This is a genomic window from Catalinimonas alkaloidigena (genome assembly GCF_900100765.1).
Classification (GTDB): Bacteria; Bacteroidota; Bacteroidia; order Cytophagales; family Flexibacteraceae; genus Mooreia; species Mooreia alkaloidigena.
The window spans coordinates 251,613-265,434 of record NZ_FNFO01000009.1 but is presented as its reverse complement, the minus strand read 5'-3'; the positions used below and the strand labels follow the sequence as shown (position 1 = coordinate 265,434).

General features: G+C 56.0%; 12 protein-coding genes. 9 read left to right on the top strand and 3 right to left on the bottom strand.

Annotated elements, in window-relative coordinates:
- The first annotated feature begins 120 nt into the window (after positions 1–120).
- The 6 genes from BLR44_RS20960 (at position 121) to BLR44_RS20935 (ending at position 8,828) form a co-directional block, all read left to right on the top strand.
- Positions 121–765 (top strand): TetR/AcrR family transcriptional regulator, encoded by a 645-nt coding sequence (locus BLR44_RS20960; protein ID WP_143017405.1) that lies wholly within the window; start codon positions 121–123, stop codon positions 763–765.
- Entirely contained in the window at positions 752–2,137 is a 1,386-nt protein-coding gene (locus BLR44_RS20955; protein ID WP_089685769.1) for a TolC family protein, read from the top strand. The genes BLR44_RS20960 and BLR44_RS20955 overlap by 14 nt, the downstream gene beginning before the upstream one ends.
- Positions 2,138–2,176: 39 nt before the next feature.
- Complete coding sequence (locus tag BLR44_RS20950; RefSeq protein ID WP_089685768.1) at positions 2,177–3,325, top strand: efflux RND transporter periplasmic adaptor subunit; 1,149 nt, start codon at positions 2,177–2,179, stop codon at positions 3,323–3,325.
- Positions 3,326–3,422: 97 nt separating this feature from the next.
- On the top strand, positions 3,423–6,833 hold the full coding sequence (locus tag BLR44_RS20945; protein WP_089685765.1) for an efflux RND transporter permease subunit: 3,411 nt from the start codon (positions 3,423–3,425) through the stop codon (positions 6,831–6,833).
- Between the two features lie 92 nt (positions 6,834–6,925).
- Positions 6,926–7,483, top strand: coding sequence for a DUF6434 domain-containing protein (locus BLR44_RS20940; RefSeq protein ID WP_143017404.1), 558 nt, complete (start codon positions 6,926–6,928; stop codon positions 7,481–7,483).
- 100 nt (positions 7,484–7,583) lie between these two features.
- Positions 7,584–8,828 (top strand): metallophosphoesterase, encoded by a 1,245-nt coding sequence (locus tag BLR44_RS20935; protein WP_089685761.1) that lies wholly within the window; start codon positions 7,584–7,586, stop codon positions 8,826–8,828.
- Between the two features lie 59 nt (positions 8,829–8,887).
- Here BLR44_RS20935 and BLR44_RS20930 read toward each other — a convergent pair whose 3' ends face one another.
- Positions 8,888–9,253, bottom strand: a complete 366-nt coding sequence (locus tag BLR44_RS20930; RefSeq protein ID WP_143017403.1) for a hypothetical protein — start codon at positions 9,251–9,253, stop codon at positions 8,888–8,890.
- 180 nt (positions 9,254–9,433) lie between these two features.
- Between BLR44_RS20930 and BLR44_RS20925 the strand changes: the two genes are divergently transcribed.
- A complete protein-coding gene (locus BLR44_RS20925) occupies positions 9,434–10,276 on the top strand; it encodes an OmpA/MotB family protein (protein ID WP_089685757.1) in 843 nt (280 codons plus the stop codon).
- Between the two features lie 175 nt (positions 10,277–10,451).
- Here BLR44_RS20925 and dnaN read toward each other — a convergent pair whose 3' ends face one another.
- Both dnaN and BLR44_RS20915 read right to left on the bottom strand, forming a co-directional pair.
- Complete coding sequence (dnaN, locus tag BLR44_RS20920; protein ID WP_089685755.1) at positions 10,452–11,585, bottom strand: DNA polymerase III subunit beta; 1,134 nt, start codon at positions 11,583–11,585, stop codon at positions 10,452–10,454.
- A 110-nt stretch (positions 11,586–11,695) separates the two neighbouring features.
- Positions 11,696–12,661 (bottom strand): DUF4340 domain-containing protein, encoded by a 966-nt coding sequence (locus tag BLR44_RS20915; RefSeq protein ID WP_089685753.1) that lies wholly within the window; start codon positions 12,659–12,661, stop codon positions 11,696–11,698.
- Between the two features lie 169 nt (positions 12,662–12,830).
- Between BLR44_RS20915 and BLR44_RS20910 the strand changes: the two genes are divergently transcribed.
- Positions 12,831–13,103: a hypothetical protein gene (locus BLR44_RS20910; protein WP_089685751.1), complete on the top strand. Its 273-nt coding sequence runs from the start codon at positions 12,831–12,833 to the stop codon at positions 13,101–13,103.
- A gap of 58 nt (positions 13,104–13,161) precedes the next feature.
- The gene (locus BLR44_RS20905) at positions 13,162–13,821 is read left to right on the top strand and encodes an SDR family NAD(P)-dependent oxidoreductase (RefSeq protein WP_089685749.1); all 660 of its coding nucleotides are present in this window, start codon (positions 13,162–13,164) and stop codon (positions 13,819–13,821) included.
- The last annotated feature ends 1 nt before the right edge of the window (position 13,822 follow it).

Below are 13,822 nucleotides of genomic sequence, written 5' to 3'. Positions count from 1 at the left end.
GGCGGCCAAACGGTTGCTTTCGGTTCAGCCCTTTGTTTTTGCCTTTCATCCTGAAAATAATCGGCTTTACGAATCGGAAACTTTGAAACTTTTTTTCGTTTCCTAAGTTTTGCATTGTTGATGGAACAGAAGACAGAAACCATGCGCGAACGCATCCGCAAAGGGGCCGAGGATCTCTACTTGCGGTACGGTTTACGAAGTGTGACGATGGACGATGTGGCGAAAGACCTGTCGGTCTCGAAAAAGACCATTTATCAGTTTTTTCGCGACAAACACGAGTTGGTACAGTGCGTCATGCTGGAACATCAATGTCGGACCGAAGACGTACTGCAGGGGATTAGTCAGGAAGCTCACGACGCCATCGAGGAGTTCATCCTGATTTCGATCATGCTGCAGAAAATGTTCGCCAACATGAACCCCGTGGTCCTCTACGACTTGCAGAAATACCACCCCGATGCCTGGCATGTTTTTCTGGAGCACCGCGATTCCTGCATCGAAAAGACGATCCTCCACAACCTGCAATGGGGTCAGCGCGACGGCCTGTACCGCGACGACGCCCATCCGGCGATTCTGGCGCGCATGCGCATCGAGCAAGCGATGCTGGCGTTCGATTCGTCGGCCTTCCCCCACGACACCTACAGTTTGGTAGAAGTGCAAACGCAGTTTCTGCTGCATTTTATACACGGCGTGGTGTCCCCCCGCGGATACGAGCTGTTACAGACCTATAAAGCAAAATACAACATCAGGACCCATGGGAAACCATAGCTTTACCGTTTGGGCACTTGCCCTTTCGCTTCTCTCTTTTAGCGGCTTCGCGCAGCCGAGCGAACCCCAGGCGTTTACGCTGGAAGAAGCCGTTGCGTATGCAATGGCGAATAGCGAGGTGGTGAAAAACTCGCAACTAGACGCCCACAATGCCGCCGCGCAGGTGGGCGAAATCAGGGCGGCAGGGCTGCCCCAGATCAGCGGAACCGCCGAGCTAACGGACAATTTCTTGATTCCGGTCGTAATTCTACCGGCCGAGGCCGGCGGCATGTTCGGGGGCGGAGGCACGCCTACTGACCCGGACCAGCCGGTGGTGCTTCGCTTCGGCATCAGGTACCAGGGCAGTGCGCTGCTCAGTGCCTCGCAGATGCTGTTCGACGGGTCTTACCTGGTTGGGCTAAAGGCCGCCAATACGTATAAGGAACTGTCGCAGAAGCAATTGCGCCAGACGCGACGCGACATCATCGTCAACGTGTCGAAGGCGTATTACGGCGCACTGGTGAACCGGGAACGCCTGACGCTGCTCGACCTGAACATCTCGCGCCTGGACTCGACCTTGTTTCAGACCAAGGGACTTTACGAAAATGGCTTTGCTGAGGAAATCGACGTGATGCGCCTCGAAGTGCAGCGCAACAACCTGGCGACGGAGCGCTCCAACGCCGAGCGGCTGGTGGCAGTGAGCGAAGCGCTTCTCAAGTTCCAGATGGGATACGATTTGCAAATGCCAATTACCCTTAAAGACCAACTGGCCGAGGCAAAGGTGTCGCTGGTGCCGATGGAAGAGACGTTCGACTACTCACAACGCATTGAGTATTCGGTGCTGGAAACCCAGCGCGACCTGGCATTTCTCGACATCCGGAATACGCAGTCGGGCTATCTGCCCAAGTTATCATTGTTTGCCCGCTACGGCTTTACGGGGGGCGACGACGACCTGGCGGCGCTCTTCAACCGGCAGTGGTACTCGCAAGGCGCCTACGGACTGCGCCTGACGCTGCCCATTTTCGACGGGTTGCAGAAGAAGTACCGGATTCAGCAGAACCGCGTGGCGTACGACAAAACACAGAACGGCTTTGCCCTGTTGAAAAGACAGATTGACTTAGAACGTCAGCAGGCGAGCGCGCAACTGAACAATGCCCTGGAAACGCTGGAAAACGAGCAACGTAACCTGCAACTGGCCGAAGAAGTGGCGCGCGTTACGCAACTCAAATTCGAGGAGGGCTTTGGCTCCAACCTGGAAGTGGTGAACGCCGAAGCCGACCTGAAAGCGGCACAGACTAACTACTACAACGCGCTGTACGATGCGCTGGTGGCCAAAGTCGATCTGGACAAAGCCAACGGCACCTTGCTGAACGAATCTCTTTCTACCGAATAATCCGACGATCCTTCACTCTTTGATGCATTTCTACCGATCATGAAAAACACATTTCTTACGATACTGACCCTAGCCACCCTGGCGGCCTGCTCGTCGGGCGACGAACTGGAGAAAAAGAAAGCCCAGCTCAGCGAATACGAGTCGCAGGTCACGGAACTGGAAGGAAAAATTACCGAACTCCGCACGGAGATTGCTGCCCTCGACCCAACCTTTGCCGAAGAGCGGTCGGTGCTGGTCGCCACGCAACCCGTCGAACGGAAAAACTTCGCCCATTTCATCGAGGTGCGCGGCACGGTGATGTCCAACCAGAACATCACCATCGGGGCCGAAACGGCGGGCATGGTGCAGCAAATTCCGGTGCGGGAAGGCGAACGCGTCCGGAAAGGCCAGCTCCTCGCCTCGATCGACGCGGACGTCATGAACCAGAACATCGCCGAACTGAAGTCGCAACTGGAACTGGCCCGCACGGTATTCGAAAAGCGGGAGCGGCTGTGGAAACAGAACATCGGCACGGAAGTGCAGTACCTCGAATCCAAAGCCAACCGCGACGCGCTCGAAAGTCGGCTGCGGTCGTTGCAGTCGCAACTGGGCAAGGCGCAGGTGCGCGCTCCGTTCAACGGCGTTGTCGATGAAATCATGCTGCGTGAAGGCGAAAACGCCATGCCCGGTGTTCCGCTGATGCGCATCGTCGCGCTGGACGAGGTCTATGTCGAGGCCGACATCCCGGAAGCGTATCTGGGCCAGATCAAGCAAGGCGACGAAGTTATGCTCCAGTTTCCATCGCTGGGCGACTCTGCCTACACAGGACGCATCCGCGCCGTGAGCCAGGTCATCAAAGCCGATAACCGGACGTTCCCCGTCGAAATTTCACTTTCGAACACAAACCGGCAGTTGCAGCCCAACATGCTGGCCGTTGTTAAAATCAAAGACTACAGTGCGCCCGATGCCGTCGTCATTCCGACGCAATACATCCGTCAGGAACGCGGACAGGACGTTGTGTTTGTGTTGAACGGCCCTAAAGAAAAGCAGTTTGCCAAGCGGGTGGCCATCGAACGTGGCCTGAACTACCAGAACGAAACGCAGGTCAAAAGTGGCTTGCAGGGCAACGAGCAGCTCATCACCGACGGCTTCCGCGACGTGGTGGACAGCATGCGGGTGCAGGTGGTAGCAAACGTAGCACAGCGCTAGTATCTCATTCGGAGGCAGGTGTCGTTGAGCATACAGGTTTTCCCCTGTTCTCAATGCGCCCGCCTCCCCGACTGTTGATCCCTGACTCAATATCCCCATGAAAGAAAACAAAGAAATTAAACGGGAGTTTGGATTGACCTCGCTCGCCGTCGACAACAAGACGTCGGTCATTCTGCTGACGCTCATCATCGTGATTTTCGGGATGGTGTCGTACGTGACCATGCCGAAGGAGCAATTTCCGGAGGTGGTGCTCCCCAACGTCTACGTCGGGACGCCCTACCCGGGTAACTCCCCGGTCGACATCGAGAACCTCGTCACGCGACCGATCGAGAAAGAACTCAAAGGCATTACGGGCGTCAAAGACATCACCTCAACTTCGGTGCAGGATTACTCCACCATCCTGATTGAATTCAACCCCGATGTGGAGAAAGCCAAAGCATTGCAGGATGTAAAAGATGCCGTAGATCAGGCCAAGAGCGAGCTGCCCGACGACTTGCCTTCCGACCCGACCGTGCAGGAGGTCAACCTGTCGGATGTGCCTATCATGTTCGTCAACATTTCGGGCAACTACAGCACCGAAGAGTTGAAGGATTTTGCCGAATACCTGCAGGACGAGATCGAAAAGCTCCCGGAGATTTCGTATGCCGACCTCCGCGGAACGCGCGAGCGTGAGGTAAAAATCAATGCCGATCTGTACAAAATGGAGGCCGTACAGGTCAATTTCTCCGATATCGAAGGAGCCGTAGCGAACGAAAACGTGACCATCTCGGGTGGTGATCTGCTCAGCAACGGCTACCGCCGCTCCATCCGCGTAACGGGCGAATTTACCGACCCGGACGAATTGAACGACATTGTGATCAAAAACGAGAACGGCAACGTGGTGTACCTGCGCGACGTGGCCGACGTGGAATACGGGTTTGAGGAGCCGGAAAGCTTCGCGCGGCAGAACAAACTCCCTGTGGTTACGCTCGACGTGGTGAAGCGCAGCGGCGAAAACCTGATTGCCGCCGCCGACCAGATCAAGGAAATTGTAGCGGAGGCGCAGGCCACCCGCTTTCCGAACGACCTGGAAATCACCATCACGAACGATCAGTCGCGCCGGACGAAAGACCAGCTCTCGAACCTGGAAAACTCCATCATCTCCGGCGTTATTCTGGTGGTGCTGGTGCTGCTGTTCTTCATGGGCCTGCGCAATGCCCTCTTTGTCGGGGTGGCCATCCCGATGTCCATGTTCATGGCCTTTATGCTCCTGAACCTGTTCGGTGTGACCATCAACCTGATGGTACTGTTCTCGCTGATTCTGGCGCTCGGCATGCTGGTCGACAACGGAATTGTGGTAGTAGAAAACACCTATCGCCTCATGCAACAGGGCTACAGCCCGATACGCGCCGCGAAAGAAGGAGCTGGCGAAGTGGCCGTGGCCATCATCGCCTCTACGGCAACCACGGTGGCGGCCTTTGTGCCCCTGGCCTTTTGGTCAGGCATTATCGGCGAGTTCATGAAGTACCTGCCCATTACGCTGATCATCACGCTGTCTTCGTCGCTATTCGTGGCCCTGGTCATCAACCCGGTGCTGACGCGTATGTACATGAAGGCCGAAGAATCGGCGCGCACGCCCAAACGGCAGCGGCGGCTGTTTATCGTTGCCGGCACCATGATCGGCATCGGCATCATCTGCTACTTCGCCCAGGCGTTTACGGTTGCCAACCTGTTGGTCATCTTCGCGCTGTTTGCGCTGATCAACTTCTTCTTCCTGACCCCGGCATCCGACTGGTTCCAGGAAAAAGGCCTGCCACGGCTGGAAAGTCGCTACGAACGTCTGCTCGACTTTGCCTTGCGGGGGCGGAATCCGCTGTGGTTCTTCGGCGGCACATTCTTGCTGCTCATCCTCTCCCTGATGCTCCTGGGCGTCCGGCAACCGCAAGTGTTGCTGTTCCCCAACAACGAGCCGGAATACATCAACGTGTTTGTGGAGGAGCCCATCGGCACTGACATCGAAACGACCAACGCGTTTACCAAGAAGCTTGAAAACGAGATCATCGCCCTGATGCAACCTTATGATTACATGATCGAGTCGATCATCGCACAGGTGGGGCAAGGCACGAGCGATCCGGCCCAGGGGCCTAGTTTTGCCGCTACCCCCAACCGGGCGCGCATCACCGTATCGTTCGAGGCGTTTAACCAGCGACGGGGTCAGTCGACCATCGAATTGATGGAAAAAATCCGTGACCGCGTGGGGCAATACCCCGGCGTGCTGGTCACGGTCGACAAGAACGCATCCGGCCCGCCGGTAGGCAAACCAATCAACCTGGAAATTGTCGGCGAAGACTACGAGAAGCTGGTAGCCCTGGCGCAGGACGTTCAACGTCAGCTTGAGGCGGCCAACATCCCGGGGGTAGAAGGTCTGCGCAGCGATCTGGAAACCGGCAAGCCCGAACTTCTGGTCGACATCGACCGCGAAAAAGCCCGGCGCTTCGGTCTGTCGACAGGTCAGGTAGCCATGGAACTACGCACCGCGCTGTTCGGCAAAGAAGTGTCGCAGTTCAAGGACGGGGAGGACGAGTACCCGATTCAACTTCGGTTGAAGGACGAGCAGCGGTACGATGTAGACGCGTTGATCAACAAAACCATTACGTTCCGTGACAAATTCGGGAAACTGAAACAGGTGCCGATCATCTCAGTGGCTAACGTGGACTTTTCCTCGACCTATGGTTCAGTAAAACGGAAGGATCTGGACCGGGTGATCTCCATCTACTCGAACGTGACGGCGGGCTACAACCCCACCGAGATCATCAAAAAAATGCAGAACATCCTGGCCGATTATAAATTCCCGGAAGGCTTCAGCTACCGCTTTACGGGCGAACAGGAAGAGCAAGCCAAATCCATGGCATTTCTGGTCCAGGCGATGGCCATTGCCGTGTTTGCCATCTTCCTGATCATCGTGACGCAATTCAACTCGCTGTCCGCGCCGTTCATCATCATGTGCTCGGTCTTGTTCAGCACCATCGGGGTGTTCCTCGGCTTGGTCATTTTCAACATGGATTTTATCATCATCATGACCGGGATTGGGGTCATCTCGCTGGCAGGCGTGGTGGTCAACAACGCCATCGTTCTGTTGGATTATACCGACCTGATCCGAAAACGACGACGGGCCGAATTGGGCATTCCCGACGACGAGCGCCTGTCGGACGAAGATCTGCGCAGCAGCATCGTCGATGCAGGGAAAACCCGCCTGCGCCCCGTACTGCTGACGGCCATCACCACCGTACTGGGGTTGATCCCGCTTGCCATCGGGCTTAATATAGACTTTATCGGATTATTGTCTAACTTTAACCCAGATATTTATTACGGCGGCGACAATGCAATTTTCTGGGGCCCAATGGCCTGGACCGTCATCTTCGGCTTAACTTTCGCTACTTTTCTGACGCTGGTGATTGTACCAGTGATGTACTTGATTGCTGATAAACTTGCCCATCGCACCCGGCGTGCGGTAGCTCAAGTAAGCTAGGCTGCGATGGGCAAAGTAGTGTAGCAACTACTACGGCAGGCTTTTTACCTCGAAAGCCTGCCGTAGCCTATCTCTATCTAACTTATTTTGCCATGGCAAACCCTCGTACTCCACTTCCCCACAACATTACGCTCCCCGAGTTCGAAGCTCGTGAATGGTCGAAAAAGGTAATGATGGCGTACTGCAAAGATCACGACATCGATGCCTCCGGGAATCGGGAGGAGATTCGCGCGAAAATCATCGAATACCTGAAGTACGGCAAGCAGGAAAAAGAACCGACCCGCACGCCCCGGCTGGGCTATCGCCGCCGCAACCGCAACCAGGAAGAACCCGCTAAAGCCGAAGACCTGGTGCCGGTCAACATGAAGAACACTTACCGAAGTCGGGCATTTTTCCTGAAAGAACTCGGCCCGCAGTTCCGGTTTACGCGGATTTTCCGCGAGTTTGCCCGGCAGTACCAAGGGCAGCCGTACGGTCGGCTGGTGGAGGCCTGGAAGTCGTATGCGCAGCCGAAGGAGGGTCAGAGCCCACAGGCAGAAAACGAAAATGATGTAGAGTACCAGAAATTTATTCACGCTTATCAGGAGAAACACCCGGACCGCACCCTCCGCGATGCTATTGTGGCGTGGTACGAAAAAACGCACTCCTGACGCCGACCTATTTACCCACCCGCGTTGTTGTATCATTAACTTCATTCTGATGCGGGCAGTCGCCTGTGCGCCGCTGCCGTGTCGTTTTCTTTGTACGCTTATGACTTCCCGGATTGTGGGGACCGCCCTGGCGACGGTATTATTTCTGCTGATCGATTTTTACGTTTTTCAGGCGGTACGCGTAGCCTTTCAGGCGGCATCACCGCTGATCTATCACGGGGTGGCCTGGTCGTTCTGGGGCCTTACGGCCTTGACCCTGCTACTATTCTGGCTCTATCGCCTGACCTTGCCCGACCGCTACCCGCGGCTGTTTCAGCAGTTTATGCTGACCGGGCTGTTCGTGAATTACTTCTCGAAAGTGTTCGTCCTGCTGTTTTTATTCATCGGCGACTTGGCTCGCCTGGGCAAATGGGTCGTGCAGCAGGTTCGTTCTGGTGCCGCGCCAGCTGACGACATTCCCCGCTCGGAACTGGTGTCGCAAGTGGCCCTGGCAGCCGGGGCGGTCCCGTTCGTAGCCATGAGCTATGGCATCCTGTCGGGCGCGCACGACTACCGCATTCGCCACCAGCGCGTGGTGCTTCCCCACTTGCCCCGCGCCCTCGACGGATTGCGGGCCGTGCAGATTTCGGACGTCCATTCGGGCAGTTTCTTCAACAAAACGGCTGTGCGAGGAGGGATCGATCTGCTGCTGCGCGAGAAGCCCGACGTGGTCTTTTTTACGGGCGATCTGGTGAACAACCAAGCCCGGGAGATGAAGGAATACAAAGCGATTTTTGAGAAGGTGAAAGCCCCACTGGGTGTCTACTCTACCTTCGGCAATCACGACTACGGCGACTACGTACGGTGGCCGTCGGAAGCGGCGAAGCGGCAGAATCTGGAAGATCTGGCGCGCGTGCACCGCGAAATGGGCTGGGACCTACTGATCGACGAACACCGGCTGTTACGCGTCGACGGCGAATCGCTTGCCGTCATCGGCATCCAGAACTACAGCGGCAACGACCGCTTCCCGAAATACGGCAACCTGCCGAAAGCGCATCACGGAACCGAAGACCAACCGGTGAAGATTCTCCTGTCGCACGACCCGAGCCACTGGCGCGCGCAGGTGATTCCGCAGTTTTCTGACATTGACCTGATGCTGGCCGGCCACACGCACGGCATGCAGTTCGGCGTCGAAATCGGATCGATCCAGTGGAGCCCTGTCAAATACGTGTACAAGGAATGGGCGGGCATGTACCAGGAAGGCGCACAGCGGCTGTACGTCAACCGGGGCTACGGCTACCTGGGGTTCCCCGGGCGGATCGGCATGCCACCGGAAATCACGGTGCTGGAACTGGTAAGGGCATAAACACCACCGCCGCAGTAGGTCTTCCTACTGCGGCGGGTATACAGAATGACGTGATGCGGTCAATGTACAATACCGCACTCTTTGCAGAATTTTTTCTTACCGGGCTTACGCTTCTTGGGCGGGCGTTTGTGCCCGAAGTACGAAGCGTCGGAAAACTGGGGGCGCGACGAGCGCCGCAGGTCTTTCTTCTTCTCCTTCATGGCCTTGGCCACACGTTTCTCATTTTCTTTGCGCAGCTTCGCCAACTCTTTGCGGTAATTGCCGCTGCCAAATTCGTCCGAATAATTTTTGGCTTTGACGTCGAAATCGGGGTTGCGGTTTTCGTTGCTGGGTCGCGCAGAATTAGGCGTCTTGGTGTCTTGCGCCCTCAGTCCTGTTATGGAAAAGAAGGCCAGGAGAAGAAGTAGGATGGGATATTTCATCATCTTTACAATAGAATAGAGGCAGGTAAAGTTCAGATGCCATCCGGTCAAAGTTTAACTTTCTTTATACCCTTACGCACTGAGCTGCATTCTATTGTCCCAATGTACAAATTTCTTGTCGGCTTCACGCCCCATCCTTTCGCCCGTTTGCTCCGTAAAAACCGAAAACCAAGCCAAGTACCTATGAATCGTTTCTTCCTGTTTCGTGCGGCCGCTTCTGCCGCCACCCTGTGCCTTCTGGCCTTTCCGTCGTGCGTCTCCAAGAAAAAATATACGGAAATGACGTCTCGTTTCGAGGAGTGTCGCGAGGCACGCGCCACGCTGGAGGGCGATACCCTCAAATACGGCAAAGTGACGCGCGACCTGCGCGAAGAGATGGCGTTTCTGCGCGCTTCGGCTTCGCAGGATATTCAGAACCTGAGCGGTGAGCTGCAGGCAAAGGAAAACATGTTGCAGGCTACCTCCGAGACCCTCCAGGAACGCGAGCGGCGTATTCAGGAGATGTCGGCCATCATCGACCAGCAAAATCAAATGCTGAGCAGCCTGCTGGGCAAGGTCAAAGACGCGCTCATCGGGTTCGACAGCGACGAACTGACCGTGCAGATGAAAGAAGGCAAAGTGTACGTTTCGCTTTCGGAAAATCTTCTGTTCAGTTCCGGCAGCACGCAGGTCAACAAAGAGGGCCAAAACGCGCTGCAGAAACTGGCGGGCGTCCTGGCCAAAAACCCCGACATCAAGGTGATGATCGAAGGCCATACGGACAGCATCCCGGTCGGGCAAAGTTCGCGCTTCAAGGACAACTGGGACCTGAGTGTGCTGCGGGCCACGTCGATCGTGCGGATCTTGAGCGACAACGGCGTGCAACCCGCCCAGGTCACCGCCGCTGGGCGCGGCGAGTATTTCCCGGTTGCGTCAAACGAATCGAAGGAAGGACGCCAGAAAAACCGCCGTACGGAAATCATCCTCTCCCCCGACCTCGCGCCCCTGTTTGAGTTGATGAGCCGAAACGATTCGGGCGGACGTTAACCCACATAAAGCTTAGATGCGGGTGACGATCGTTCCGCGTGCCTGGAAGGGCGTAGGCGACCAGCTCGCGTTTAAGTAATTTCAGAACCGCAACAGCAAAGTCTTACGCTGTACAATCATAAAAAAAGGGTTCCCACTGCGGTGAGAACCCTTTTCTATTACGTTAAGAAATCAACTAGACATAATTGTTAAGCATCACCGGCATCACCAGCATCAGCACGTCTTCGTTGTCTTCTTTTTCTTTCGGCAAGATCAGCCCGGCGCGGTTCGGAGCCGACAGCTCGATGGCGATCATGTTCGAATGAATGTTGCTCAGCATTTCGATCAGGAAACGGGCATTGAAGCCGATCATCATCGGTTCGCCTTCGTATTCGCACGGCAGCGTTTCGCTGGCTTCGTTCGAGAAATCCAGGTCCTCGGCAGAGATATTGAGTTCGTCGGCCGAGATCTTGAGCCGCACCTGATGGGTGGTTTTGTTCGCGTAAATCGCGATCCGCTTCAGCGAGTTGAGCAGCGGCAGGCGCTCGATTGTCAACACGTTCGGGTTATTCAGCGGAATGGCGTTTTCGTAATCGGGGAAACGCTCGTCGATCAACCGGCAAATCATCCGGATGTTGTTAAAGCTGAAGAACGCGTTCGAGCGGTTGAACGACATGGTCAGTGTTGTGCTGTCCGAGGGCAGAGTGGCCTTCAGGAGGTTCAGCGCTTTGCGCGGCAGGATAATCGACACTTGCGCAGCCGTTCCTGTCCCCACCATATCGTCGCGGCGGTAGCGAATCAGGCGGTGGCCGTCGGTCGCCACGAACGTAGAATTGCTGTCGTCCATGTGCACCAGAACCCCTGTCATGGCGGGGCGCAGCTCGTCGGTGCTGGTCGCGAAGATGGTATTGGTCACCGCCCGGTGAATCACTTCCGAAGAGACTTCCATCGTCGTCACTTCACGCGGTTCGGGTACGCGGGGGAAATCGACCGCGTTTTCGCCGGCCAGTTTGTAGTGTCCGTTGTCGGAACGAATTTCCACGCCGTAGGTCTGAAAATCGACCACGAACGTGACGGGTTGCTCCGGCAGGTTTTTCAACGTATCGAGCAGGATTTTGGCCGGGATGGCAATGCTGGTATCAGCATCGGCTTCAATGTCCATTTCCATGATCATCGAAGTCTGCAGATCAGAGGCCGTCACAGTCAGTTTTCCGTCGCGAATGTCGAACAGGAAATTCTCCAGAATGGGGATCACCGGATTGCTGGCGATCACACCATTGATATTGTTGAGCTGCTTTAAAAGCGCCGATGAGGATACGGTGAACTTCATAAGTAGGAAGAGCTATGATAGATCGGTAAATGTACCAATATTTCCGTAGTGTGACACGCCACGCCCCCCTTCAGGACAGAGGTTTTTTCGGGAAAGAAACAAATGACAGGTCAGTCGGAAAGGGAGGTGTTGAAAAAAGAGCGCGGCTGCACCATTTTCTCCAAAAGTTGCCACTGAATCGTCACCAACTCCTGCTGCTCGCCCAAAAGGCCCGCTACCCGATCCTGATTGCCCGGCAGATAATACACCTGCACCTGGACCGGCTCGTTGCGGGTGGCGGCCAGTTGCAAAACCACATCCGGCACTTCGGCCCGCAACGAATCGCGGTAGGGAGCCAGCGTAGCCTGTTCGGAAAGGTAGTTTTCTACGTACAGTCCTTTTTCAAACAGCTCGGCGTACGCCTCCAGGCGCTGCGGATCGGCCTGCGGCAGGTCGTCCAGCGCCAAACGCCCCCCCTCCTGCCGTAACGTAAACCCCGCCGCCGGATTTTTAGGGTACTGCACGGCGATCTGACGCAGCGAAGCGAGCGGCACCCGAAACACCTCCTTGTCGCGCCATTCTGCGCCTGCAATCATAAAACGGGGCGTCAGGTACCCGTTGAAACCCGGCAGATAGACCACATACGGCTGTTCTGCACCCTTCATCAGGGCGTAATTGCCCCGCTCGTCGTTCGTTTCATTGCCCAGGAAAAACACTTTGGTGAGTTGCCCGTGTTGGTACACTTCCACCTTGCGGTGCTCTACCGCCAGTTCCCGAATCATGTTCTCGCGTTCGGCCTGGCCCAGCGGTCGTTTTACGGTCAGGTCGCGTAAGGTGCGCAGCAGAAGTTCGACTTTGGCCGGAGCGGCCGCGTATTGTTGGTTCAGGAGCCACCGGCCGTCGGGCTGGCGCTCCAACAGCGCCGTCTGGTTGTCTTTTCCGGCCACAAACAGGCGGTCGACCGCGGCGGTATCTTCCACCTGAAACGCCGTTTCCTCCTGTTGGAGCGTGGTGCGTCCGCCGTGTTTACGCAACGCCCACCACGCCCCGGCAGCCAGCCCCGCCAGCAGAAAAATTAGGAAAATGGTCTTTTTCATGCGAAATTATAGGTACGGTAACGTCGTGCGCAGCGTGTGCTGTGCAGCCGGTCTTCCCGCCGCTTCCTGAGAAATAACAAAGGTAGGACGCGCGGCGAAAACCGTTTTGACGATTGCACGTAAAGAAAAGCTAATCTGATTATTTTATTTTTTCAAGGCAATTACCATTATGGCTACTTCGCAAGATCAAGATCCCACAGAAGAGTCGCTCAGTGCGGAATTTACCCAGTTCATCAACGACATGATGAGCGGCCGAATTGGAAGCGTGGTCAACGACCGCCCCGGCGACGAGCCCGAAACGCGCGTCAAAACCATCGACGTCGACGGCAAGTTGTACCGTATCGAAATTGATAAAAAAGGCGAGCCCGATTACCTGACGGTCTACGACTCCATGGAGGCTTACATCGACGGGGACGAACCGATCGATGAGATTGCCCTCTAGCGACTGATTTGCGGAAGCTCAGGAATTCTGTCATTTTTGGGCTTCTGACTTTGATGCTATGACTTCACCACTTTGTGCGATTGTGGGCGTAGGGCCGGGCGTGAGCCTGGCTGTAGCCCGTCGCTTTGCCCGTGAGGGATTTTCCATTGCCCTGATGGCCCGCACCCTGAACCGGGTTGAGGAATATGCGCAGCTCCTGCGCGACGAAGGGGCCGAGGCCCACGCGTACCAGATCGACGTAGCCAGCCCGGCGTCTGTGGCCGATGCGTTTATTCAGGTGGAAGAGCGGCAGGAAGCGCCGGATGTGCTGGTCTATAATCCCTCCATTTACCGCGAAGTACTCCCCTCTCAACTGGACCCGGAAGTGTTGGTGCACGATTTCCGCATCAACGCCGTCGGGGCACTCTCGTGTGTGCAGGCCGTTCTGCCGACCATGCGTACCCGGAAGACGGGGAAGATTCTGATTACCGGCGGAGGGTCTGCCCTCAATCCACTGCCCCTGCATGCTTCGCTGGGCATCGGCAAAGCCGCCGTGCGGAATCTGGCGTTTAGCCTCCATGCCGAACTGCTGCCCAAAAACATTCACGTGGGCACCGTCACCATCGATGGCGCAGTCTCGCCCGACACGCGTTTTAACCCGACCGACATTGCAGAGGCCTTCTGGACCTTGTACCAACAACCGGCCGGGCAATGGGAACGCGAAATCATGTTTGAGTAAA